24 protein-coding genes and 1 riboswitch are annotated in these 24,125 nt (G+C 58.6%); of the genes, 10 read left to right on the forward strand and 14 right to left on the reverse strand.

From position 1 onward, the window contains the following. Positions 1 to 174: 174 nt before the first annotated feature. Together ACYQ6M_RS07255 and scpA are read left to right on the forward strand one after the other, a co-directional pair. Complete coding sequence (locus ACYQ6M_RS07255) at positions 175 to 2,187, forward strand: methylmalonyl-CoA mutase family protein (RefSeq protein WP_460072975.1); 2,013 nt, start codon at positions 175 to 177, stop codon at positions 2,185 to 2,187. Beyond that, positions 2,184 to 4,349, forward strand: coding sequence for a methylmalonyl-CoA mutase (scpA, locus tag ACYQ6M_RS07260; RefSeq protein WP_023000970.1), 2,166 nt, complete (start codon positions 2,184 to 2,186; stop codon positions 4,347 to 4,349). The genes ACYQ6M_RS07255 and scpA overlap by 4 nt, the downstream gene beginning before the upstream one ends. Before the next feature lie 18 nt (positions 4,350 to 4,367). Here scpA and ACYQ6M_RS07265 read toward each other — a convergent pair whose 3' ends face one another. Further along, positions 4,368 to 4,637 carry a hypothetical protein gene (locus ACYQ6M_RS07265; RefSeq protein ID WP_077292599.1) on the reverse strand — a complete coding sequence of 90 codons (270 nt, stop codon included), beginning with the start codon at positions 4,635 to 4,637 and terminating at the stop codon, positions 4,368 to 4,370. A gap of 202 nt (positions 4,638 to 4,839) precedes the next feature. Here ACYQ6M_RS07265 and ACYQ6M_RS07270 point away from each other — a divergent pair, with 202 nt between their 5' ends. Continuing rightward, positions 4,840 to 5,226 (forward strand): YkvA family protein, encoded by a 387-nt coding sequence (locus ACYQ6M_RS07270; RefSeq protein ID WP_460072978.1) that lies wholly within the window; start codon positions 4,840 to 4,842, stop codon positions 5,224 to 5,226. Here ACYQ6M_RS07270 and ACYQ6M_RS07275 read toward each other — a convergent pair. Beyond that, positions 5,223 to 5,444, reverse strand: coding sequence for a helix-turn-helix domain-containing protein (locus tag ACYQ6M_RS07275; protein ID WP_023000973.1), 222 nt, complete (start codon positions 5,442 to 5,444; stop codon positions 5,223 to 5,225). The two genes, ACYQ6M_RS07270 and ACYQ6M_RS07275, sit on opposite strands and share 4 nt — an antisense overlap. 346 nt (positions 5,445 to 5,790) lie before the next feature. Then, positions 5,791 to 6,372, reverse strand: a complete 582-nt coding sequence (locus ACYQ6M_RS07280) for a DUF2975 domain-containing protein (protein WP_460072981.1) — start codon at positions 6,370 to 6,372, stop codon at positions 5,791 to 5,793. A gap of 180 nt (positions 6,373 to 6,552) precedes the next feature. Between ACYQ6M_RS07280 and ACYQ6M_RS07285 the strand changes: the two genes are divergently transcribed. After that, the gene (locus tag ACYQ6M_RS07285; RefSeq protein ID WP_168684074.1) at positions 6,553 to 7,308 is read left to right on the forward strand and encodes an outer membrane protein; all 756 of its coding nucleotides are present in this window, start codon (positions 6,553 to 6,555) and stop codon (positions 7,306 to 7,308) included. Positions 7,309 to 7,416: 108 nt separating this feature from the next. Here ACYQ6M_RS07285 and ACYQ6M_RS07290 read toward each other — a convergent pair whose 3' ends face one another. The 5 genes from ACYQ6M_RS07290 to ACYQ6M_RS07310 form a co-directional block, all read right to left on the reverse strand. Next, positions 7,417 to 8,772, reverse strand: coding sequence for a TRAP transporter large permease (locus ACYQ6M_RS07290; RefSeq protein WP_023000976.1), 1,356 nt, complete (start codon positions 8,770 to 8,772; stop codon positions 7,417 to 7,419). A gap of 3 nt (positions 8,773 to 8,775) precedes the next feature. After that, entirely contained in the window at positions 8,776 to 10,110 is a 1,335-nt protein-coding gene (locus ACYQ6M_RS07295; RefSeq protein ID WP_023000977.1) for a TRAP transporter small permease subunit, read from the reverse strand. 96 nt (positions 10,111 to 10,206) lie between these two features. Continuing rightward, entirely contained in the window at positions 10,207 to 11,313 is a 1,107-nt protein-coding gene (gene dctP / locus ACYQ6M_RS07300) for a TRAP transporter substrate-binding protein DctP (protein ID WP_023000978.1), read from the reverse strand. A gap of 322 nt (positions 11,314 to 11,635) precedes the next feature. Further along, positions 11,636 to 12,298 carry a haloacid dehalogenase type II gene (locus tag ACYQ6M_RS07305; protein ID WP_023000980.1) on the reverse strand — a complete coding sequence of 221 codons (663 nt, stop codon included), beginning with the start codon at positions 12,296 to 12,298 and terminating at the stop codon, positions 11,636 to 11,638. A gap of 121 nt (positions 12,299 to 12,419) precedes the next feature. Next, positions 12,420 to 12,854, reverse strand: a complete 435-nt coding sequence (locus tag ACYQ6M_RS07310) for a VOC family protein (RefSeq protein ID WP_460072985.1) — start codon at positions 12,852 to 12,854, stop codon at positions 12,420 to 12,422. A 314-nt stretch (positions 12,855 to 13,168) separates the two neighbouring features. Between ACYQ6M_RS07310 and ACYQ6M_RS07315 the strand changes: the two genes are divergently transcribed. Further along, positions 13,169 to 14,026, forward strand: a complete 858-nt coding sequence (locus ACYQ6M_RS07315) for a branched-chain amino acid aminotransferase (protein WP_055656627.1) — start codon at positions 13,169 to 13,171, stop codon at positions 14,024 to 14,026. A 10-nt stretch (positions 14,027 to 14,036) separates the two neighbouring features. Here ACYQ6M_RS07315 and ACYQ6M_RS07320 read toward each other — a convergent pair whose 3' ends face one another. Beyond that, positions 14,037 to 15,215, reverse strand: coding sequence for a YbfB/YjiJ family MFS transporter (locus ACYQ6M_RS07320; RefSeq protein ID WP_460072987.1), 1,179 nt, complete (start codon positions 15,213 to 15,215; stop codon positions 14,037 to 14,039). A 797-nt stretch (positions 15,216 to 16,012) separates the two neighbouring features. On the opposite strand from ACYQ6M_RS07320, the gene ACYQ6M_RS07325 reads away from it, so the two are divergent. From ACYQ6M_RS07325 to ACYQ6M_RS07340, 4 genes are all read left to right on the forward strand, one after another. Beyond that, on the forward strand, positions 16,013 to 16,615 hold the full coding sequence (locus ACYQ6M_RS07325; protein WP_023000984.1) for a superoxide dismutase: 603 nt from the start codon (positions 16,013 to 16,015) through the stop codon (positions 16,613 to 16,615). Between the two features lie 200 nt (positions 16,616 to 16,815). Next, complete coding sequence (locus ACYQ6M_RS07330) at positions 16,816 to 17,277, forward strand: c-type cytochrome (protein WP_370199026.1); 462 nt, start codon at positions 16,816 to 16,818, stop codon at positions 17,275 to 17,277. A 143-nt stretch (positions 17,278 to 17,420) separates the two neighbouring features. Then, positions 17,421 to 18,353, forward strand: coding sequence for a c-type cytochrome (locus ACYQ6M_RS07335; protein ID WP_460072990.1), 933 nt, complete (start codon positions 17,421 to 17,423; stop codon positions 18,351 to 18,353). A 28-nt stretch (positions 18,354 to 18,381) separates the two neighbouring features. Further along, positions 18,382 to 18,873, forward strand: coding sequence for a GNAT family N-acetyltransferase (locus tag ACYQ6M_RS07340; protein ID WP_370199028.1), 492 nt, complete (start codon positions 18,382 to 18,384; stop codon positions 18,871 to 18,873). A gap of 195 nt (positions 18,874 to 19,068) precedes the next feature. Here the strand turns inward: ACYQ6M_RS07340 and ACYQ6M_RS07345 are convergent, their stop codons facing one another. The 3 genes from ACYQ6M_RS07345 to ACYQ6M_RS07355 are packed head-to-tail and all read right to left on the reverse strand — an operon-like array spanning position 19,069 to position 19,994. Then, positions 19,069 to 19,443, reverse strand: a complete 375-nt coding sequence (locus ACYQ6M_RS07345) for a RidA family protein (protein WP_023000988.1) — start codon at positions 19,441 to 19,443, stop codon at positions 19,069 to 19,071. A 17-nt stretch (positions 19,444 to 19,460) separates the two neighbouring features. Beyond that, positions 19,461 to 19,679, reverse strand: a complete 219-nt coding sequence (locus ACYQ6M_RS07350) for a DUF2798 domain-containing protein (protein WP_023000989.1) — start codon at positions 19,677 to 19,679, stop codon at positions 19,461 to 19,463. A 6-nt stretch (positions 19,680 to 19,685) separates the two neighbouring features. Beyond that, positions 19,686 to 19,994 carry a putative quinol monooxygenase gene (locus ACYQ6M_RS07355; RefSeq protein ID WP_023000990.1) on the reverse strand — a complete coding sequence of 103 codons (309 nt, stop codon included), beginning with the start codon at positions 19,992 to 19,994 and terminating at the stop codon, positions 19,686 to 19,688. A 99-nt stretch (positions 19,995 to 20,093) separates the two neighbouring features. Here ACYQ6M_RS07355 and ACYQ6M_RS07360 point away from each other — a divergent pair, with 99 nt between their 5' ends. Beyond that, entirely contained in the window at positions 20,094 to 21,020 is a 927-nt protein-coding gene (locus ACYQ6M_RS07360) for a LysR family transcriptional regulator (protein ID WP_460072993.1), read from the forward strand. A gap of 4 nt (positions 21,021 to 21,024) precedes the next feature. Here ACYQ6M_RS07360 and ACYQ6M_RS07365 read toward each other — a convergent pair whose 3' ends face one another. Continuing rightward, a complete protein-coding gene (locus ACYQ6M_RS07365; protein WP_460072995.1) occupies positions 21,025 to 21,423 on the reverse strand; it encodes a hypothetical protein in 399 nt (132 codons plus the stop codon). 204 nt (positions 21,424 to 21,627) lie between these two features. Then, positions 21,628 to 23,712 carry a S9 family peptidase gene (locus ACYQ6M_RS07370; protein WP_460072997.1) on the reverse strand — a complete coding sequence of 695 codons (2,085 nt, stop codon included), beginning with the start codon at positions 23,710 to 23,712 and terminating at the stop codon, positions 21,628 to 21,630. Positions 23,713 to 23,855: 143 nt separating this feature from the next. Next, positions 23,856 to 24,068: riboswitch (cobalamin riboswitch) on the forward strand. Positions 24,069 to 24,125 lie beyond the last annotated feature (57 nt).

Consider the following 24,125-nt stretch of genomic DNA (forward strand, 5'->3'; position numbering starts at 1 on the left):
AATTTTTATTTTGCGCGTCTAATTAATTCTACGAGCGAATCGCAAGTCGGAACTGGCTCCCGGTTTCACCTGATTCAACTGTCCGAGACCTTGTGAACTTCAAATCCTTACCCATTCTGCTGAGTTGCCAAGCTTCGGGCCCAGGGACTAAAACGGGGCCAGGGAGTACGTGCGATGCCGAACAGCTTTACTGGACCTGAAAGTTTTTATTCTGCCGACGCGGAGGCCTGGTGGGCTGCCGTCGACAAGGCCCTGAAGGGGAGTGCCCGGCAGAAGCTTTACGGGAAAACCGAAGATGGACTGGATATCGCGCCGCTTTATGAGCGCAGGACAGATAGTCCGGCGCGCGCCCTTCGGGCTGCGGCAGGCGACTGGTCCGTGGTCCAGCGGATCGACATTCCCGATCCTGCCGCCGCAAACGCACAAATTCTGGAAGATCTTGAGGGTGGCGCGAGCGGCCTTGACCTGGTTTTCCGCGGTGCTGCCGCATCATACGGCAATGGCATCCGGGTAGACGATCTATCCGGTGTCGACCGCCTCCTGAAAGACGTCGAACTGGATCTGATTGACCTGCGCTTTGAGGCGGGACGGGAAAATGTCGAAATTTTCGCCTCCATTCTGGCATTGCTCGAAAAGCGCAAGATCGATCCGGCAAGCGTTCGCCTGACCGCCGGGATCGATCCCTATGGCTGGGTGGCAGTCAATGGTGTCGCACTTGCCGACATGGAAAACGCCTACAGGCATTTCCGCGATCTGGTGGTCGCAGCGCATGATTTTGGCAGCCCGGCACGGGTAATGAAGGCCGATGGCCGCATATGGCACGAAGCGGGGGCAACGCCTGCGCAGGAGCTTGCGCTTGTTCTGGCTTCCGCCACAGCTCACATGCGCTTGCTGGAAGGCACGAGACTGGCGCCCGAACAATGGGCTGACAGAATTTCCTTCAGCCTGATCGCGGAAGCCGACCAGATCGGAACGATCGCCAAGGCCCGCGCGATCCGCTCGCTCTGGGCGTCGGTACTGGACGGTGCAGGACTGCCGCAAGCGGCCCTGCCGTTGCATATGTCGACTTCCTACAGAATGCTGACCCGCCGTGATCCCTGGGTCAATCTGCTGCGCAACACGGTGGCAACCTTTGCAGCCGGTGTCGGTGGTGCAGACAGTGTCTGTGTCCTGCCGCATACGCTGGCTGTCGGTTTGCCCGACGGCTTTGCCCGCAGGCTGGCGCGCAATACGCAGTCTATCCTTCTGGAAGAAAGCAACCTAGCGAAGGTGACCGATCCGGCCGCCGGCTCTGGCGCCATTGAAGACCGGACGGATACAGTTTGCGAGGCCGCCTGGAGCCTCTTCCAGGATATCGAGGCGGCCGGTGGCCTGTTCGAGGCGGTGCGCACGGGCCTCGTGCATGATCGTATCGGAGCTGCCAGGGCCGGTCTTGCCAAGAACATCGCCACAAGAAAGCGTCCGATCACCGGCGTAAGCGAGTTCCCGGACCTTGCTGAAAAGCCTGTTGCGGTGCTGAAGTCGAGCAAGGAAGATCTCGCAGGCGTGAGCGCACCGCGTGAGGACCTGCCGGAACCGGGAGACGGCGAGCGCTTTGCGACCCTGCGCAAGCTTGCCCTTCAGGGAGTGCCCCTGAGCGAGCTGGGCATGCGGCTTGACCTTCTGCCGCGCGACTATTCCCTTCCGAAGCTGGAAACGGCCCGGATAGCGGAGCCCTTCGAGCAGCTTCGTAGCAGGTCAGAAGCCTTCGAGCAGGCCGCGTCGACAACGCCAGCGGTATTCCTGGCGTCTCTCGGCAGTCTGGCCCAGTTCTCGGCGAGAGCCACCTGGACGGCAAACGCCTTTGCGGCGGGCGGGTTGAAACCCGTCGGACCGGCTGTCTATGGTTCTCTTGAAGATCTCGTTGAGGCCTTCCGGCAAAGCGGGGCGATGCTTGCCTGTCTCGTCTCCACGGACGATGTTTACGAGGCGCAGGCGGAAGAGGCAGCTCAAGCCCTGAAAACGGCAGGGGTGGATTACCTCTACCTTGCAGGGCGCCCTGGAGACCGGGAAGATGCCTATCGCAAAGCCGGTGTGGACGCTTTCGTCTTTGCCGGATGCGATCTGCTTGCACTCTTGAAGGATGCATTTGACCGGCTGGAGACCCAACAAGGGGTCGAGCCGAAAGATCTGGAGGTCCAATCATGAGCAGGATCCCGAATTTCGCTGACAAGCCGTTCCGGAAAGTCGTGAAGGCTGCGGACGCCGGCTCGCAGGAGAGCTGGCAAACGCCGGAAGACATCGTTGTGCCGCCTGTCTATGGGGCGCAGGATCTTGATGGACTGAAACATCTGGATACCTGGCCGGGCCTGCCGCCGTTTCTGCGCGGTCCTTACCCGACGATGTATGTCCAGCAGCCCTGGACAGTGCGCCAGTATGCCGGGTTCTCAACGGCCGAAGATTCAAACGCCTTTTACCGGCGTAACCTTGCCGCCGGTCAGAAGGGCCTTTCGGTGGCCTTCGACCTTGCCACGCACCGCGGCTACGACAGCGATCATCCGCGTGTTTCGGGTGATGTCGGCATGGCAGGGGTGGCGATCGATTCCATCTATGACATGCGTACGCTCTTTTCCGGCATACCGCTGGACAAGATGAGCGTCTCCATGACCATGAACGGCGCGGTGCTGCCGGTGCTGGCGCTTTACATCGTGGCAGCGGAAGAGCAGGGCGTTGCGCAAAAGGACCTCTCGGGCACCATTCAGAACGATATTCTGAAGGAGTTCATGGTCCGCAACACCTATATCTATCCGCCCAAGCACTCCATGCGGATCATCTCGGACATCTTCAAATACACGTCCCAGAACATGCCGCGCTTCAATTCAATCTCCATTTCCGGCTACCACATGCAGGAAGCGGGGGCGACGGCGGATCTGGAGCTGGCCTACACGATTGCCGACGGCATCGAATATGCCCGCGCCGGTGTCGCCGCCGGCATGGACATCGACCAGTTCGCACCGCGGCTGTCCTTCTTCTGGGCGATCGGCATGAACTTCTTCATGGAAGTTGCCAAGCTGCGTGCAGCGCGCCTGATTTGGGCGACCCTGATGGAAGAAAACTTCCAGCCGAAAAACCCGAAATCCCTGTCGCTGCGCACCCATTCGCAGACCTCCGGCTGGTCACTGACGGCACAGGACGTCTTCAACAACGTCATTCGAACCTGTGTGGAAGCCATGGCGGCAACGCAGGGGCATACGCAGTCGCTGCACACGAATGCGCTGGACGAGGCGCTGGCTCTGCCGACCGATTTCTCCGCACGTATCGCCCGCAACACGCAGCTGTTTCTGCAGCAGGAAAGCGGCACGACACAGGTGATCGATCCCTGGGGCGGTTCCTATTACGTCGAGAAGCTGACGGCAGACCTTGCCGAGAAGGCCATGGCGCACATCCGCGAAGTGGAAGAGCTTGGCGGCATGGCGAAGGCCATCGAGAAGGGCATTCCGAAGCTGCGGATCGAGGAAGCAGCCGCCAAGACACAGGCGCGCATCGACAGCGGTGCGCAAACCGTGGTGGGCGTCAACAAGTTCAAGCCGGAAAGCGAACAGGCGATCGACGTTCTGAAGGTCGACAACGCCCAGGTGCGCGCCGCCCAGATCGACAAGCTCAAGCGCCTGCGTGAAGAGCGCAACGAGGCCGAGACCCAGGCCGCCCTGGAAGCGTTGACCCAATGTGCCGCATCCGGTGACGGCAATCTGCTGGATCTTTCGGTCAAGGCCGCACGGGCCAAGGCAACCGTGGGTGAAATCTCCCTGGCAATGGAGAAGGTGTTCGACCGGCACAAGGCCGAGATCAAGTCGATTGCCGGTGTCTACAAACGGGAGGCCGGAGCCATGTCCGGAACCATCGAGAAAGTCCAGAAGCTGGTGGAAGCCTTTGAAGACAACGATGGCCGCCGACCACGTATCCTGGTCGCCAAGATGGGGCAGGACGGACACGACCGCGGTCAGAAGGTGATTGCTTCGGCGTTCGCCGATCTCGGTTTCGACGTTGATATCGGGCCCTTGTTCCAGACCCCGGAAGAAGCTGCCCGCCAGGCGGTCGAAAACGATGTTCACGTGGTCGGCGTGTCATCGCTTGCGGCGGGCCATCTGACACTGGTGCCGGCTCTGAGGCGGGCGCTGGCGGAAGAAGGCCGGGAAGACATCATGATTGTCGTTGGCGGTGTCGTGCCTCCGCAGGATTATGACGAACTCTACAAGTCCGGGGCAGCGGCGATCTTCCCACCGGGAACCGTGATTGCGGAAGCGGCCATCGGTTTGATCGGCAAACTCAACGAGCAATTGGGATATGGCTCCGCTGAAGCAGCTGAATAAGGCCCGTGTCGGCAGTCGTCAGGTATCCTGGAACTTGCTCACCGGGACCGGTGGTTCCAGGTACATGCCGAAGAGGTAAGGACCCATGCGCCAACGGATTTCCGTAAAGACCCGGGTCAGTTCCTTGTCGTCATCGATCAGCACCCGGTCCGGCACCGGCAGGTCCGGGTCCTGAACGACGATGCCGATGTCGCCGTTCTCAAGGTCGTAAAGCGTGCATTCGCTCAGGTGCGTGCTGTCGAGATTGAGCAGCTTGCCTGATCGCAGCCGCGCTCTTGTTGCAGGCACAGGCCTGCCTTCAAGGGGGGAATTTGATCGAGTCATGGCTAAAGACCGCTCGCTCCGTCGGACCTGTTGAAATTACGGAGGATGTTCTAGGCAGCGTAGCTTGCGCAGGACTGGAAGGTGTTTCGGGTCCGATGACCTTCCGGCCGACACCACCCAGGGCGTGCCGTGTCGCAGGGACTGTTTCCAATTCACGCGGGCTGACATGCTGAAGGACACCATCAAGACCTGGGCAAAGCGCATCAAGCGAGATCTCCATGCCCTTTATCTGGCTGGAAGGGATCCGAGGGTTCCCTGGTATGTGAAGGCCCTGGCCATCGCAACCGCAGCCTATGCTCTGTCACCCATTGACCTGATTCCGGATTTCATTCCGGTGATCGGATATCTCGACGATCTGCTTCTCGTGCCGCTCGGCATCTACCTGGTGGTGAAGCTCATTCCACCGCAGGTGATGGAGGACTGCCGGGTGGAAGCTGACAGGAGATCGGAAAAGCTGCCTGCCAGCAAAATGGCGGCAGTCCTGGTTCTACTGCTCTGGATCGGTACGGCTTTGGCTGCACTTTTGTGGTTCTGGCGGCGTGTTTCTGTCTAATCTTCCGGAGTTTTTTCGGGCTCGTAAATCAGAATGTCGCCGGGTTGGCAGTCGAGCACGTCGCAGATCTTTTCCAGGGTCTCGAAACGGACACCCTTCACTTTTCCGGACTTGAGCAGCGAAACATTCTGCTCGGTGATGCCAATGCGTTCGGCAAGCTCCTTGGACCGCATCTTCCTGCGGGCGAGCATTACGTCCAGTTCAATGATGATGGGCATGAAGGGACCCCCGGCGCTGTCGCTTGCTTATTTTTCGATTTTCTTCTGCGAGCTGGACGGCCTTACGCAAGAGAGAGATGAGCAAAGCATGAGTGTCCCGAGAATCATGCCTGATATTTCACTGCCATCAGCCACGGCGTCAACAATCCTTTGTTCTTGTGAAAGCTTCCGGCGTACAAACGCGACTGGCCGTGGATGACCGGGAGCCTTGTTGCTTGCAAAGGCTGAGAGAAGGTGCGGAGGCTGAAGACATCTGCCCACCTCGGTGCCACCGTGCATGAGGCCGAGTTGCCGGAGACAGGCAACGCCATTGATGTTCAGCATTCGCAACGCTCCATGGTCCACCTCAAATGAACTGCTGGTTCTCGTCTGCAATAAGCGCAGCCTCGCGAAGGATCCAGCCGAACAGCAACATCAAGGCACCAAGGACGAGAAAGAAGATCTCGCCACCATCCAGACTGATGTCGACGGTGCGCTGGCCCGGGGGAAAGTCATAGGTCAGGAGGACCGAGCCGATCGGATCGCTGATCAGGTCGAAGACCGCGAACACGATAAGCCAGATGCCGAAGGAAAACACGTTTGCAAGCGTCTTAGGCGAGAAGAACTCCATCTTCTGAAACCGCTTGAAGACCTGGCGGATGTTCCAGCCCACCGCCAGCAGCAGACTGAAGGCAATGGCTGCCAGTATGGATATTCCGATGCGCTGCACATGCGGAATGTCACCCAGCATGCGTTCGGTATCGGCGACATCAAATGTTTCTTGCGCACCGATCATCAACTCGTTCGGCAGGGCGATACCGATCGTGACGACCACGCCCAGACCAAGCAGGATCAACAGAATGATGGTGACAGCCCATTTCATGAACGCGGATACACGCCGGATCCGCGTCAGTCGCTTCTCCCGTTCCGCCCATTCAAGTTCGCTCATCGGTTACTCCGCATCGTGTCATTGCGGCATCGTATCTAGTTCATCTGTCGGGAAAACACAAATTCAAAAACATTGCTATTGACAAAAAAATTATTGCCATCAATTTTCAAATTATCGTTTTACATTAATTTTTTGAATTTGTGATGCGATGAGATTGTCATACATGAAGTGAGATCACTGATGGTAAGTTCCTTTGCCAATTATGTTTTTCGTGCGCCACCGGCCATCGGGCGCGGTCGCTCCAGGCAACGCCCCGGTGTGATCAGGCGTGTTCTGCGGAGCCACTGGCTGTTGGAGCCTCTGGTTCTGTGCGCCGTTCTTGGTGTGCTTGTCGTTGGGGCGAGTGCTGCCGATCTGGAGACTTTTGACGCTCCTGTCTATTCGCAAGCGCCACAGTCGCTCTGGGCTGGGCCTTATCTCGGCTTTGAAGCAGGTGTTTCGCAGACTGTGACAGACGTCAAATCAGGGGGGCGATCGAAGGATTTTTCAAGGGTCGACGCAGCGTTCGGTCTTTTCGGCGGCTACAACTGGGAAGTTTCCCGCTTCGTCTTGGGTGTCGAAGGCGGTGCGGCCTATCTCGGCGGCCGTGAAAAAGGCAACCATCCGACGCTGGGCACCATCGAGACAGGATCCAAGTGGACGATCAATGCCAAGGCCCGGGTCGGCGTGCCGATCAACAACGTCATGCCTTATCTCAGCCTCGGTATTGCTGCGACAGAACACAGCCTCAAGGCGAACGGGACGGAGAGAAACTCCGTTTCGATTGGTCCGGTGATCGGCGGGGGTGTCGAGGTTGCGGTAACGGATGCGTGGCATCTCAGGGCGGACTACTCGATGACCGGGATCCTGGACGAGAAGGCCGGATATGGCGGTGCGAAGGTAGATCGGACGGCCGGTAACCATCGGCTCATGATCGGGCTCTCCCGTTCGTTCTGATCTGTCTCCTGACAAGCCAACCCTGTCGGGCACATTTGTCCGGCAGCATGGAACGGCTGCGCTTTTCCCACTGAGCGCAGCCGTTTCCCTTTGTCTTTGTTGGCTCTGTTATCCGTAGACTAGGTTCGGCAACCAGGTGATCAGTCCGGGGAACAGCATGCACAATGCCAGTCCAAGCACCTGGAGCGCCAGAAAAGGCAGGGCAGACTTGAAGATGTCTGTCATCGGAATGTCCGCCGGAGCGACGCCTCGCAGGTAGAAGAGTGCGTAGCCGAACGGTGGTGACAGGAAGCTCATCTGCATGTTCACAAGATAGAGAACACCGAACCACAGTACCAGATCGTCCGGGCTGTCGAGCCCGAAGGAGGCTGCTCCGAGCGCCTTGATGATCGGCACGAAGATCGGCACGCACAGGAGCAGGATGCCGACCCAGTCCAGGAACATGCCCAGGACGACAAGCACGATCTGCATGATGATCAGAATGCCCCATGGGCCGAGGCCGGTGGCTTCCAGCGCGCCTTGCACGAACTGCTGACCGCCTTCCAGTACATAGAGACCAACGAAGATGGTCGCGCCGAACATGATCCAGATCACCATGGCCGAAGCCTTCAAGGTGGTCAGCGAGGCTTCGCGCAGTGTCTGCCAATCGAGATTGCGGTGGATGGCGGCCACGACAATGGCGCCGAAGGTGCCGATGCCGGCCGCTTCCACCGGAGTTGCGACGCCGGTGAAGATCACGCCCAGCACGATCACGATCAGCGCGATCGGCGCAGACATGTTCGACAGCAGCCGCACCTTTTCCTTGAACGGAATACGTTCTTCCTCCGGGATCGGCGGGCCTTTTCTGGGGTCGATCATGCAGCTGACGATCACATAAAGGATGTAGAGCCCGGACAGCAGCAGGCCGGGAATGACCGCGCCGATGAAGAGCTCACCAACGGACTGTTCGGCCACGACGGCGTAGATGATTGCCAGGATCGACGGCGGGATCAGGATGCCGAGCGTTCCGCCGGCCATGATCGAGCCCATGGCGATCTTCGGGTCGTAGTTTCGCTTCAGCATGGCGGGAAGGGCGATGATGCCCATCGTGACAACAGCCGCCCCGATGACACCCACCATGGCCGCCAGAACGGTGGAGGCGATGATGGTGGCAGCCGCCAGGCCGCCCTTCACGCCGCCAAGCACCTTGTAGATGACATCGAACATGTCGTTGATGATGCCAGCCCGTTCCAGCATCGATGCCATGAATATAAACAGCGGGATTGCCGATAGCTGGTAGTTGGTCATCAGCGGAAAGATGCGCGACGGCACGATGTTGAGCGCCCGCTCGTCACCCAGGACGAACAGGAACACACAGGCGAGCCCTCCCGTAACGAAGGCCAGCGGCAGCCCTGCCATCAAGAGGACCAGCAGCGAGCCGAACATGATGAGTGTCAGCCACTCGATTCCGATTTCAAGTCCCATCGATCAAGCCCTGCCCATCACTGCGCGGATGTCCTGCGCGAATTTGGAAATTCCCTGGAGCACCAGCAGCAACCCGCCGAGCACCATGACCCACTTCATTGGCCAGAGCGGCACTTCCCATTCGTTGAAGCTGATTTCGCCCCAGCGGATGTTCGGATCGGTCCATTGGGCCAGGTTCCAGCTTGCAACGACATCGCTGAAGCCGATTTCACCGCGTGCCCAGTCAGATACCAGCGAGTTGCCGGAGGGAACCGCGATGGCATCGAAGGCGAAGATCCACGAAGTCACCAGCAGGGTGCCGGCGAAGATGAAGAAGAAGACGGATGTCAGTAGATCGACAATTGCCTTGCGGCGCGGCGACAGCGGCGCATAGAAGACATCGACCCGTACGTGGGATTCCGTCAGCATGGCGTAGGAACCGGCGATCAGGTACTGCATGCCGAACATGAGGTACATCGCCTCGTGAGCCCAGTTGGTCGGGCTGCCGAAGACGTAGCGGCTCATGACCTCGAAGTAGTAGACAAGAACGGCGATCACCGCCCAGTAGCTGACAAACTCGCCACAGTAGAGCGAGAGCCGGTCAATCCAGCCGGTCCAGCCGGAAGAGACGTGATCCGCATCGTCCTTGCGCTCGGCTTCTTCCAGCTCCTTGAGCTTCTTTTCCGCCTCGCTGAGTTCCGGGTCCGGTGGCAGGTTTTCGTTTGCTTTGGAAACCAGCCGGGGCAGGAGGAGTGCGTCGACCGCCACACCTGCAAGCAGGAGCCAGAAGGCGTACTTGGCAACATTGCCCCAAAAATCGAGGGTTTCGCGAGCTGTTACGGCAGCCGGGCGGGCGGTCTCCAGAGTTGCCTCGGCCTCGGCAACCCGGGTCTTGCCCTGTTCGACACGTTGTTCGGCGCGCTGGACATCCCGTTCCGCGCGGCGCTTGGCAAAGCTGCCTTCTTCGGCCTGCGCTTCCGCCTCGGCGAGCTTTTGGCGCAAGGCAGGAAGATCGGCCTCTGCGGTCTTCACCCTTTCGCCTTCGCGCTCGAGCGTCCGCTCCGCCTGTCGCACTGCGTTGGCCATGTCCGAGACAACCGCGCGCGCATCCTGGCTCTGCGCGTTGGCGTAGAGGATCAGCACGAAGACCGGGATATAGACCAGCCCGATCAGGCTTTTCAGGTAAAGCCGATGCAGGCCCAGGATGCCGCCGGTGACAAGAATGAAATAGCCGAGCACCAGCGAGTAGCGCCGTTCAGTCGGCTTCGGCCGCTTGGCAAGGGCAGCGGCGATCAGCGGAAAGATGATCAGCCCCAGCCAATAGGCCCAATGCGGCAGGGTAAAGTCCAGATGAGGCATGCCTCTCCCTTCCCCAGGGGAAACAAGCCCCTGTTGAGTTGAACAGGACCCGCGCGGCTGGCCGCGCGGGTCCGTTTCCCGAGACGTCGTCTGGGATCAGAGGTCGAGTTCGAGGCCTTCGACCTGCTCCGGCGTGACGTAGCCGAGTGAACCGGACATCATGTAGTCGAGCTGAATCTTGAAGAGGCGCGCGCTGTCCTTGTCCCGGTTCGCATAGTTGAACCAGATCGGAACGGCGACTTCGGTCATCAGTTCGACATCGTCCTGGCTGAGCCGGGTGATTTCGGTGCCGTCGGCCTCGAACTTCGCCCAGGCTTCCTGGTCTGCCTTCTGGATGGCTGCATGGTGCATGTCGGAATAGACGTGTGTTTCCATCTCGACGAACTGCTGCATCTGCGGGCTGAGCGCATTCCAGGCATCCATGCCGACGGTGATGTCCATAAGGTCGACCGGCTGATACAGCGACATGAAGCCCGGAGGGCCCATTGAGATGTATTTGGTGACCTGGCTGAAGCCGAGGGCATAGTTGACCGCCGGACCGACATAATCGGCGACGTCGATGGTGCCTTTTTCAAGTGCGGGGAAAATCTCCGATCCCGGAAGCACCGTCGTTTCCGCGCCGATCTCTGTGAAGACTTCGGCGACCATGCCACCCGGCAGGCGCATCTTGCGGCCGCGGAAGTCATCGATGGAGCGGATCGGCACTTTGGAATGGATGATGTTGGGGCCGTGATGCACCGGTCCGACAAACATCATGTTCTGTGCGGCGTAGAGTTCACGGGCGATTTCGAGACCGCCAAGGGAATAGTAGAACACGTCCCATTCGTGCGGGTTGCGCATACCGAGCGGATAACTCGTCAGGAAGGTGGCCGCGGGGATGATGCCCTGCGCATAGATCGTGAACGGGTTGACCGCGTCCAGAACGCCGTTCTTGACGGCGTCGAACAGCTGGAAATCGCCCACGACGTCGTTGGCGCCGAATGGCTGGAAGGCGAGCTCCCCGCCTGTCTTTTCGGCAATAGTTGCGCACCAGTCCTTGAAGATCTGCAAACCGGCGCCGCCTGGCCAGGACGTCTGGATTTTCCAGGTCGTCGTCTGGCCTTGTGCCGAAGCGATATGCGGCGCAGCGAGTGTCGCTGCTCCGACCGTGCCGGCACCTGCGAGCGTCCGCAGGGCCTGCCTGCGTGTCGTAAGTTGTTTCATGGTATCCTCCCAAATAGGTCTGGGAGCAAATGAGCGCTCGCGCGGGGAGTGTTTCAACGCCCCTTCTTCTTCGCGGAGACAAACCAGCTGTTTGTGTTCTTAAGCAGTTGTTTTGTAACTGGTTCGGGATGACCTCGAGGAAGTCTGTCGCTCTTCTTTTCCTCCCAACCAAGGGAAGGATATTACACTTACAGAATCCTGCAACCTTGCCGGACGCTCAAAACATCTTTTCTTTTTTGGAAAAAATGGCCGGAACTGTTTTGAAAATAGAGAAACACAAAGCTAGCGCTGTCTCCTCTTCCTGAAGGGAAGTGGTGTCAGGTCAGCCGAGTGTGGCGAGCCCTGTCAGATCCGCCAGAACCGCCTTGGGAGAAAGGTCCGGATATTCGTCAGGCATGCCCATCCGGTTCATCCACACGGTACGGAACCCGAATGCGGTAGCACCGGCAATATCCCAACGGTTTGAAGACTGGAAGGAAACCTCTTCCGGATAGATCCGGAAATGGGTCGTGACCATTTCATAGACCTGCGGATCGGTCTTGAAGGTTCGAAGCGCGTCGACGGAAAAGATCTCGTCGAAAAGTTCCGTCAATCCGGCGGCCTTGGCGGCAGCTTCGAGCATGGCCGGAGATCCGTTGGACAGGATCGCGATTTTAGCGCCGGTTGCCTTGAGGTTGGTCAGCACCTGCGGCACTTCCGGGTAACAATCAAGTTCCCAATAGGCGCTGAGAAGATCTTCGCGCAACGACTTGTCAGCGGAAGGCACCAGGGCGAATGCGGTGTCCAGGCCTTGCTGGGTCAGTTCCCAGAAGTCCAGATACTTGCCCATGAGGGCGCGCACCCAGGAATATTCAAGCTGCTTTTCCCGCCAGAGAGACGACAGTCTCTGGGCATCCGGTCCGAGCTTCTCCGCATGTTTGCGGACGGCGGCATGCACATCGAACAAGGTTCCATACGCATCGAACACGTAAGCTGCATGCGCCATCTTCAAGACCTCCAAGCCCTTTCACGAAACCGCGGAAGAGAACAGCCTGCGGCCTCCTGCGTCAAGCGCAGCTATCTGCGACAAAGGTCGCAGGCAGGACTTATACAACAATTGTGCCCTGCTATTGGACTGGAGGCAGGGTGATTGCGCCATCCTCTTCCACCGGCCAGAACGGGTTATAGGCAATCTCGAGCAGGTGACCGCCGGGGACTTCCACGTAAGAGGAATACCCGCCCCAGAAGGCTTTCTGGGGTTCCTTGACCGATCGGGCGCCCGCGGCGAGCGCTTTCAGGAAGCTTGTGTCCACCTCTGCTTCCGACCTGCCGTTCCAGGCGAGCGTCACCGCACCGGTGGGGTTGCCGGTGACAGAGCGTCCGATTTCCTCTTCCAGGGAGGCGCGGCCATAGAGGGCAAATACACTGCCGGGAACCTGGAAAAAAACCACTTCGGGGCCCGGCGAGGAATGAACCTGCCATCCCAGGCCGTCTTCGAAGAAGCGGCGTACCTCGACAACGTCTTCAACCACGAGCGTCGTCACGGAAATGCGCTGTTCCATCCTGAACTCCCAAAATTGCCACAGGAACATATAGTGAACTTTGTGTGACGAGAGTCAATGGTTCGAGGGCGGGGGCATTGTTTCCAAGCCAGGGGTCGGTGAGGGGATCCACATCTTGTCATTGCAGAACCCGACTTGAAAAATTGATGTCGCTCAAGTGGGTGTTTTGGTGATTTTTATCCTGATTTCACCGTATCTTGCGAAGAATGACAGCAACTTTCCTCAATTTCGCGGTAAGCTATTGACCTGCCGGGATGAGCGGTGTTGTTTCGGCGGACAGACTGCACAACCGCAGCGCAGAAAAGGGAAGAGACATGAGCGGATGGAGTGACACCTGGACCTGGATCGACGGGACTTGGCACGAGGGCAATCCGCCGATCATGGGCCCGCGCACACATGCTTCCTGGCTCGGTTCCAGCGTTTTTGACGGCGCCCGCTTCTTTGAAGGTGTGATGCCGGACATCGATCTCCACTGCAAACGCGTCAACGACAGTGCCGTGGCGCTGGGCATGAAGCCGACCATGAAGGTTGGTGAAATGGTCGAGCTCACCAAGGAAGGCTGTGCCAAATTCGGTGGTGACCAGCAGATCTACGTCAAGCCCATGTACTGGGTCGAAAGTGACGGACCCGGGGTGATCGTGGGCGATCCGGACAGCACGCGGTTCTGCCTGTGCCTGTTCGATGCGCCGATGGCACCCAAGGATGCGGCGATGAGCATCACGCTGTCTCCATTCCGCCGTCCGACTGTTGAATGCATGCCTGTCAATGCCAAGGCCGGCTGCCTTTATCCCAACAATGCGAGAGCGATGCTGGAGGCCAAAGGGCGCGGCTTCGACAACGCGGTCGTTCGCGACATGCTGGGCAATGTCGCTGAACTGACATCGGCCAATATCTTCATGGCCAAGGAAGGCAAGGTACACACGCCGGTTCCCAACGGCACCTTCCTGAACGGCATTACCCGTCAGCGCGTTATTCAGCTGCTGCGGTCCGTTGGCTATGACGTTTTCGAGCGCACCATGGACTATGGCGAATTCCTGGAAGCCGACGAGATCTTCTCGACCGGGAACTACAGCAAGGTAACGCCGGTCAAGCGGATCGAGGAACGCGACCTGCAGCCGGGTCCGATCGCGGCTCGCGCAAGAGAACTCTACTGGGAATTCTCCCACGCCTGAGTGGGGAGTGTCATCTGACGACCAATGCCGCGGCTATCACAAGCGCCGCGGCGGCTGCCAGGGATGAAGCCGTAAAGGACCCGGTCAGATGGTGCATCTGGCCGGCAACCCAAGGCCCGGCCATCTGCCCGACGCCAAAGCTTGCCGTCAGTACCGCAAGCATCTGACGGATTGCAGCCGGTCCGTCCCGGCTGACTTCGCGCCGTGCCTCCATCAGGCCAAGGGCGGTGATACCCATGAAGGTTGCCCCGAGGAGCGCTGCGCCGAAAAGGAAGAGCGCAGGCGCTTTGCTCACCGCCGTCAAGGCAACCCCTGCCGCTTCCAGCACACAGGCAAGAGCGAAGCCCTTTCGAGTGCCCATGCGTGCGGCAATCCTGTTCCAGACGTAAATCGAAGGCGCAGCGCACAGCCCAACTGTCAACCAGACGAAGGCTTCGGTTGATTGAAGCGCCGGATTGGCGCGTGCGATCGTATTGACGAAAGTCGCGGTGATGACATAGCCGAAACCGAACAGGCCGTAGGCCAGGATCAGGCGGATGCGGCTGGCAGAGCCAAACGGAGATGCCTGGGCTTCGTCGGGGGAGCTTTGCGCAGGTGTGGTGACTGGCTGGGGAGACGGCTCGGACGGCACCAGAAATGCAGCCACCAGAAGAAAACAAAGCGTGGCAGCGCCACTGGCCAGCCAGAGCCCACGCCAGTCTGCCCCCAGATGCGCCAGAAGGGCGACCAAAAAAGCGGAAAAGGCAATGCCGCAGCCGACCCCGGCAAAGTGGAGGGCGCTCAAGCCGCCGCGACCGGCTGCCGTCAGCCGCTCCAGGATCAGGCTGGTTGAAAAGACCAGCGCAAAGGCGCTTGCGACCCCGCTGGCGAAGCGGATCAACAGAAACACAGACAGGGAAGTGGTCAGCGCCATAGCGGCACTGGTCAGGGCGCTGGCAAGAAGCCCGCCGAGAAACCACAGCCGGGGATTACCGGGCAGGGACCTTGAGGCGCCGGCAAGAGCTCCGGCCAGATATCCGAGAAAATTTGCGGACGCGATCAGGCCGGCATCATCAGGCGGCAACTGCAGGCCGTCGGTCATGAAGGGCAGGATCGGGGTATAGACGAACCGGCCGATGCCCATCGCGGCAGCAAGGGCGAGCAGACCACCGAAAGCCAATGCGGCAGGAGAGCGCGAGATGGGTGACATGGGGTTCCGGTCGTGAGGCGATAGGTGAAAACTGACAAGCAGTCGTTGCTATCTTGCACGATCGCTCTGCTTTGTCATTTCAAGGAACGCGTTGAAGTAGGGTTGGTGCAGGGCAGGGTGAAGGCCAACAGTTTCCGGTGCGCACAACAGCGGCGACAAGACGAGTATTGGTGCGTATTGCCTTCCGCAGGGCATTGGTTCGCATCGACTGGACCTTGGAACCGGGAAACCGGGTCATGCTGGCCTTATCGATACCGTCGCAATGATCTATGCTCCAGCGTAGCAACTGTTCGGGTAGCCGCAGGCCTTGTCGTTACACCATGAAATCCAGTTGTTGTAGCATTCGCCAAGAGCACTGCTGTTTCAGAGGCTGGCCTGAGAGGTGGTAGTGGCAGAAGGGAAATGTTTCTTGAGAAAAGAAGTTGTATTTTCTATTTATTATCTAATAATGTCTAGATCTAAACTCGATAATGATCGAAGTTATTTTCGTATTCTTATATAATTCTAACTTTTTAAATTTTTTTTCGTTAAAAATAACGGAGCTTTTCTTTCAAAAATTACTGATCACATTCCCGTGAGTGGCGCAACTGCAGCCGTGTGGACGCGTTCCCCTCGTGGGAAGTGTCAACGGCAGATCGTACGTCCTAAAATAAAAAGAAAAAATTTCTTTATTTTGGGGATCGGCGCTTGCCGTGACGGCCCAGCAATCCTATTTTGCCGCTCGACGCGGCCGTTCCTGCATTCCTTCATGAAGCAGGAACGTCGCCGCCGGTCACCGACCTTTTAAGGAGTTTGTCATGTCTTTCGAATTGCCTGACCTGCCGTATGCATATGACGCGCTGGCCCCTTACATGTCTGCTGAAACTCTCGAGTTTCACCACGACAAGCACCACCAGGCCTATGTCACAAAAGGCAACGAGCTGCTCGCCGGCAGCGGCCTGGAAGGCAAGTCCCTGGAAGAAATCGTGAAGGAAAGCTTCGGCAAGAACGCTCCGCTGTTCAATAATGCCGGTCAGCACTACAACCACATTCACTTCTGGAAGTGGATGAAGAAAGACGGTGGCGGCAGCTCGCTTCCGGGTGCGCTGGCTTCCGCTATCGACAGTGATCTTGGTGGTTTCGACAAGTTCCGCGCCGACTTCATCGCCGCAGGTGTTGGCCAGTTCGGCTCCGGCTGGGCCTGGCTCGCAGTCAAGGACGGCAAGCTGGAAATCATGAAGACCCCGAACGGTGAAAACCCGCTGGTACACGGCGCAGCGCCGATTCTCGGCTGCGATGTGTGGGAACACTCCTATTACATCGACTATCGCAATGCGCGTCCGAAGTACCTCGAAGCTTTCATCGACAGCATGGTCAACTGGGACTACGTGCTGGAAATGTACGAAGCTGCAACGAAGTAATTCGGGAAACATCCCGTTTTGCGAAACCCCGGCCTGAACAGGCCGGGGTTTTTTGTTTGGCTGTTTCGTCAGCGTTGACGCTGTGTTCACCGAACATGGCGCACATCACGCGACCGTGATTTTCAGACCGAGCGGTACATGGGCTGTACTCGCACTGGTGAATCATTGCCGAAGGCAATTTCCACGAGAGGGAGAGAACGATGCGAATGATCAAATCGGCTGTTGTATTGGGTCTTGCGGCCGGGATTGGCCTTGCCGGTTCCATTGCTCAGGCGTCTGACGATCCGATTGCGACCCGGCAGGCCATCATGTCGTCGGTCGGCGCGGCGGCCGGGCTCGGTGGAGGCCTGATGAAAGGGGAGATCGCCTATTCTCCTGCTGCCGGTAAGGCTGCCATCGCAACGATGAATGCAGCAGCCCTGACATTCGGAGACTATTTCCCTGCAGGTTCCGATCAGGGTGAAACCGGTGCCGCTGCCGCCATTTGGGAAAATCCGGACGGATTTTCCGCTGAGCTGGCCAAGTTTGCGGACGCGACTTCAAAAGCCTTCGAAGCATCCGGCAAGGACGGTCCTGCGGATGTCGAGGCTTTCAAGGCTGCGATGGGCCCCGTGTTCGGCTCTTGCAAATCGTGCCACGAAACTTACCGTAAGAAAAACTGACCGGCGGCACTCCGGGGTCTACCGCACACAGACTGCAACAGGCAGGCTCCAGACTGTGAGACAGATCAGCGGCTTTTCACCCTGTCCGGGTTGAAGAGCCGCTGTTTTGGCGTTTCGGTGCCAGGAAGACCCAGGGAGACCTCATGAAAAAGGCTGTCATCGTCCTCGTCGTTCTTGCCGTTGTTGCGGCAGGTGCGGGTTGGTTCCTGTCCGCGCCGACGAAGCTGAGCGAAGCCCAGCTTGCCGCCATTGCCCAAGGGGATGCGTCGCAAGGGGAACTTGTATTCTGGGCCGGCGGCTGCACGTCCTGCCATGCGGCCAAAGATGCTGCGGGAGACGAAAAGCTGAAGCTTGGCGGAGGCCTTCGCCTGGAGACGCCGTTCGGGGTGTTTGTTGCCCCGAACATTTCGTCCAGCACGGCAGACGGTATCGGAGCCTGGTCGCTTGCTGATTTCGCCAATGCCATGACGCATGGCACATCACCGGACGGGCAAAACTATTACCCGGCGTTCCCTTACACTTCCTATGCCCGCATGTCTGGCGAAGACATTGGCAATTTATTTGCCTTCATGAAAACGCTGCCGTCCGTCAACGGCAAGACGCCACCTCATGAGCTCGGCTTTCCGTTCAATATCCGTCGGGGGTTGGGGCTGTGGAAACGGCTGTTCCTGGATCCGTCACCCGTCATAGCCGCCCCTTCAAGCGGGAACGAGGTCGACGCTGCCCTTTGGGACCGCGGGCGATATCTGGTGGAAGGGCCCGGCCACTGCGGTGAATGCCACACGGCTCGAAATCTTGCAGGGGGACTGGATCTGGCGAAATGGCTTGGTGGCGCACCGGCTCCCACTGGTGAAGGCCGTATTCCGGACATTACGCCGGTAGACGGTGGTTTCGGCAGTTGGAGCGCAAGCGATATTGCCTATTATCTGGAAAGCGGCTTCACGCCTGAATATGATTCCGTCGGTGGTGAAATGGTGCATGTTCAGGAAAACATGGCCAAGCTTCCTGCCAGTGATCGTGAAGCGATCGCCGCCTACCTGAAAGCTATCCCGCCCGTTGCGCCGACAGCCAACTGACGACATCACGCGGACCTTTTGTCATTCCATGATTCAATCGCAGCAAATTTCGATCGTACCCGTTTCAACCGAAAACGACCTGGCGCCGATCCGGCACCTGTTTCGTGCCTATGTCGACTGGCTCGGCATCGACCTTTCCTACCAGGGCTTTGAAGAAGAGCTTGCAGGTCTGCCGGGGAAATACGCGCCGCCGTCCGGGGCGCTTTTCCTGGCAAAGGATGAGGAAGGCTCGGTTCTCGGTTGTGTTGGCCTGCGGGCGTTCGGAAAAGACGGTGCGTGTGAAATGAAGCGGCTTTACGTCCTGCCGGACGGACGCGGCAAGGGTGTTGGTGGTGCGCTGGTGGAGGCTGTAATCGCAGCGGCGGTTGACGCCGGCTACCGGGAGATGCTGCTGGACACGCTGCCAAGCATGACGGGTGCCATCAAGCTCTATGAAGCCGCGGGGTTTGAGCAAGTTGGCGCCTATTACGATACGCCGATCCTGGAGACGGTTTTCTTCAGAAAGCAACTGAACGGGTAAACAACTGACGCTTTCAAACAAAACCACCTGCGAGCAGGTGGTCAAGTTTCGCTTTTTATTATTGGGTCGTTTTGGCCGTGCACAGTTATTCGAGAAATTGGAACGCGTATCTCCAGAAAGTTGTAGAGCCGGTCCATTGCTATTCAACTAAGGGATAATACGTATTTCTCAATCCGGTTGCAAGTCGTTCATCGATCAGGTTGCAATGATCGCTTCAACTTCGACCCTCAGCTGTGGGTGAAACAGTGCGGCAACACAGACCAGCGAGCTAGCAGGAACCTCATTTTCATAGAGTTCTGCAAGGGCTGACCGGATTTCAGGCAAGTCGGTCATGTCGGTGACGAACACGGTTACTTTCACCAGATCTTTCAGTGATCTTCCGTAGTAGGCGGCGATAGTGTTCAGTTGAGCGAACACTGCCCTGATTTGCGGGCCGGCCGAATCGGCCTGAGCAGGTGTGCCGAAAGCTGTGAAACCGGATGTATAGACTGTCTGTCCATGCCGAACGGCGTGAGTATAGGGGCCTGCCGGCAGGCCCAGTTCCTCGAAATTCTGTCGGGCAAGAGGCATCGTTTTTCCTTTTCTGATTACGGCAGGCGGGCTGAAAGGAACAGCGTTGCCTTTTGCACGGGCGGGCCAAGAAAGAAGGCGATGACGGCAGCGGCGGGCCATGCCAGGCGAAAGGCATTCATCCATTGCCAGAAGAACCTGTCGCTCCAGCCGAGGTTCAGGAATGTGACCCAGCACGACATCAAGAGCGACAGACCCAGCGACATCAGCAACGTCGCGATCAATCGGTTCTTCATGACTGACTACCTTTTGATCGCTTCGCTGGTGCCGATTTCGCCCAGTTCTTCAATGTAGCTGACCTGTGTCAGGTTCTGCGCGAGATAGGCCTTGGTGTGCGGCATTTCGAAATGGGCAGCCAGGGCGTCCTTGTCTGTCCAGCTCTCCCAAAGGGTGAACTTGTCGGGATCCTGCAGGTTCTGCCGGATTTCAAAGAAATTGCAGCCGGGTTCGTGTTGGGTTTCTGCCACAAGTCGGCGCAGTTCCGTCTCTGCCCTGGTCCGCTCCGCACCCTGTTGCAGTTCGATACCAGCGCTGATGAAGTAATTGCCCATGAGTGTCTCCGTTGCGTTTAAGGACGAAGACAGACTTATTGATTTCTCTAATCTCAATCTATATCGAATAATGAGAGTTTAAATTTTGAAAATGAAATCATGCTCGATGACATCGCCTTGTTTGTTCATATCGCGCGCAATCGAAGCCTGGCAAAGGCTGCCGCGCATCTCGGATTGCCTGCGGCAACGGTGACCCGGCGCCTGGCGAAGCTGGAGGAAACCATAGGCACGCAGTTGGTCTTCCGCTCCGCGCGGAAGTTCGATCTGACGGTGGCGGGTGAAGCGTATTTCGAGGCCTTTGCCGACCTGGTTCAAACCGCTGAGACGACATTGGACGGGTTAAGCACCGATCTGCACGGTCTTCGGGGAGCGTTGAAGGTGGCGGCGCCCACCAATATTTCCATCGGCATCCTGCAGCCCATGTGGTCGGAATTTCTCAAGACCTTTCCGGAGATCCAGCTGACGCTGACGCTCAGCAACGAGAACAAGGATCTGCTGGAACACAGGGTCGATATTGCCCTCCGAGCCGGACCCCAGACCGATGAGCGGCTTTACCAGAAGCGTCTCGGGGTGGTGGCAACGGTTCTCGTTGCGGCGCCTGCTTATCTCGAACAGGCGGGTGCCCCGGAAAGTCCGGACCAGATCGGCCGGCACAAGGTGGTGCGGGTGTCCACGCTTCCGCAATGGCAACTGACAAATCGGGAAACGGGCTGCCGCGAGACCGTGCCTGTCGATGCGCGTGTCGTTGTCGATGACATCAGTCTTGCCCGGCAGCTGGCCGGCGACGGTCACGGGCTCGCTCTGTTGCCTGCGAGTGAGATTTCCGATGACCTGATTTCAGGTCGCCTCAAACCTGTGCTCGCAAACTGGCAAGGCCAGCAACGGGATATCTTTGCGGTATGGCCCACCGGGCGGCTGCTCAATGCCCGGGCGCGCTGCCTGCTTGATTACATGGAACCGTTCATGGCAGCGCTTCCCGTGTTTCAGGGGACTGTCGTCCAGCGTGATCCTGCAAGATCTGCTTGATGTCCTATGCAGTGTAGGGATTGCAGCGGATGTAGCGCGGCTGATCGATGTAGCTGGACATGACCGCAAGCCATGCGTTGCATTCGCCTTGAGTCTTGAAGCAACCAGCCTGGGAAATGATGTATTTCTGGCTGAAATTGAAGACCTTGCCACCGGCAATGCCTTTCCAGCCGCTGCCGGTAAAGGTGCGGCAGTCATAAGCTGTGTTGTAGGTGCTGGGAATGTCCTGCCGGTTCTTGGTGAATGTGGGGGAGAACAGCAGCGTTTCCACCACGTTGCCGCCGGTCGTGTCGTAGGACTGGCATGCGGCAAGGCTCAGCGTGGCGGCCATGACCGGAACCAGGCGCAACCCCTTTTTCAGCCCATCAGCAAGGCGGTGCGGAAGTGTGTGGTAGCAGGTCATCACGGGCTCCAGTGAACAGCATCGGTACGGTCCAGGACCGTTCAATTGATTGATTTGCAACAACTCTCACATGAGCCGAAGACTTGGTCAAAATCAAGTCACGTTCGCTCGGGTGGTACCCGCAAGGGCGTGTGAAAGGAATTTAGGTTCCTGGGCGTGCGAACTGCTCCGCACGCCCGGAAAATCCTCGGGTCTGACGAGGTGTCAGGCCTTGTCGGTCACCAATAGGGCAAAGGCCTGGGTTTCGGCGACTTCCTTCAGCCGGTCGAAACGGCCGGAAGCGCCGCCATGACCGGCTTCCATGTTGGTTTTCAGCATCAGCAGCTTGTCACCTGTGCCGGTTGCCCGCAGCTTGGCAACCCATTTGGCCGGCTCCCAGTAGGTCACGCGTGGATCGGTCAATCCGCCTACCGCCAGGATGGCCGGATAGGCCTTTGCCTCGACGTTGTCATAGGGCGAGTAGGACGCGATGTAATCGTAGGCTGCCTTGTCCGTGATGGGGTTGCCCCATTCCGGCCATTCCGGCGGCGTGAGCGGCAGCGTGTCGTCCAGCATGGTCGACAGAACGTCGACAAACGGAACTTCGGCAATGATGCCGCCGAATTTTTCCGGTGCCAGATTGGCAATCGCCCCCATCAGCATGCCGCCGGCCGAGCCGCCCTGAGCGACGATGCGGTCGTGCGAGGTGAAGTTTTCCGCAACAAGATGGTCTGCCGCGGCTATGAAGTCGGTGAAGGTATTCTTCTTGTTCTCGCGCCGCCCATCCTTGTACCAATGGAAGCCCTTGTCCTTGCCGCCGCGAATATGGGCGATGGCGTAGACGAACCCCCGGTCGACCAGCGACAGGCAGTTGGTGTTGAAGCTCGCCGGAATGGTGATGCCGTAGGAACCATAGCCGTAAAGCAGCAGAGGTGCGGAGCCGTCGAGCCTGGTGTCCTTGCGGTAGAGCACAGACACCGGCACGGTTTCGCCGTCGGCTGCGGGAGCCATCAACCGGCGGGTGACGTAGTCGTCCGCATCATGGCCGGAAGGCACTTCCTGTTCCTTGCGCAGAATACGCTCGCGGGTCTCGACATTGTAGTCGAAGGTCTGCGACGGCGTTGTCATCGAGGAATAGGTGAAGCGGATCGTGCTCGTGTCGAACTCGTAGCCGCCGCCAAGGCCGAGCGAATAGGCTTCCTCGTCGAAGGCGATGGAGTGCTCGATGTTGTCTGCAAGCCGTCGGATCACGATGCGCGGCAAGCCGTCTTCGCGCTCCAGCCGCGTCATGAAGGACTTGTAGACGCAATGCGACAGGATCAGGCATCCTGCCTTGTGGGGCACAAGATCGGACCAGTTTTCGCGGCCGGGAGTGCCTTTCGGCGCAGTGACGATTTTGAAGTCCTCGGCGCCGCCTGCGTTGGTCAGGATGTAGAGTGTGTCGCCGTGATCGTCGATCGAGTACTCGATACCGGTCTCGCGCTCTGCGACAAGCACCGGTTCGGCGGTCGGGTCGGTGGCCGGGATCATCCAGACTTCGGACGTCTCGTGATCATGAATGTCGATGACGATGGTGTCGCCGGACTGGGTCTTGCCGACGCCCATGAAGAAGCCGGCATCCTTTTCCTCGTAGACGAGAACGTCGCTCGCCGGGTCGGAACCGACTTCGTGACGGAAGAGTTTCGAGGGCCGGTGGTTGGCGTCGAGGCGAACGTAGAAGACATAGCGGCTGTCTTCCGAGAAGACGCCGCCGCCGCCCGTGTCCTCGATGGCGTAGTCGAAATCCTTGGCAGACTGGGCGTCGCGCAGCTTCAGTGAATAATATTCCGAGCCCTTGTCGTCATAGGCCCAGGCGATGAGCTTGTGATCCGTCGACTGGCTGACGCCGCCGATCCGGAAATATGCCGTTCCTTCGGCTTCCTTGTCGCCATGGAGAAGAACCGTTTCCGCGCCGCCGTCACGCGGGGTGCGAAAGAAAACCGGTTGCTGGCCGCCGGTTTCATACTTGAGGCCGTAAGCGAAGGGCCCGTCGGGCGCAGGAACCGAGCTGTCGTCTTCCTTGATGCGGCCGCGCATCTCCGCAAAAAGCTTCTCCTGCAGAGCCTTCGTCGGTGCCATCTGCGCTTCGTGATAGGCATTTTCCGCTTCCAGATAGCTGCGGATGTCGGCATCCAGCACGGACGGGTCCTTCATGACCTCCTGCCAGTTGTCCGCCCTCAGCCAGGCGAAGTCGTCCTGGCGGGTAATGCCGTGGGTCTCAAGGGTGAGGGGGCGCGCTGCGGCGCGCGGGGGAAGGGCATCCTGTTTCATGGATCGGAGGTAAGATTTTTGAGCCTTGAAGGCAAGGGTCAATACTGCCGAGGCGGCTGGGTGTTTCCGCTTCCAGGCAATCCTGTCGTGCTTCCAGACAAGAGCAGCGACCCGCAAAAGTCTTTGACATTTTTCAGGCGTTCGCGCACTTAGGAAGAGATGGTTCCCGACTCCGAACTCCGGACCGGGATTAAAAGGGAACACGGTGCGACGAGCCCGAAAGGCTGCAAATCCGTGACTGCCCCCGCAACTGTGAGCGGTGAGCAAACCTGAAAGCGCCACTGGGGAGACCCCGGGAAGGATCAGGCAAGCAATGACCCGCAAGTCAGGAGACCTGCCATTTCACCTTAAACCTTAACCCGGGCGGGGTGCCCCGGAGGAGTGAGTGACATGGCCAATCGGCACCTGCCGGC

It is taken from the genome of Roseibium sp. ROS1, from assembly GCF_054658215.1.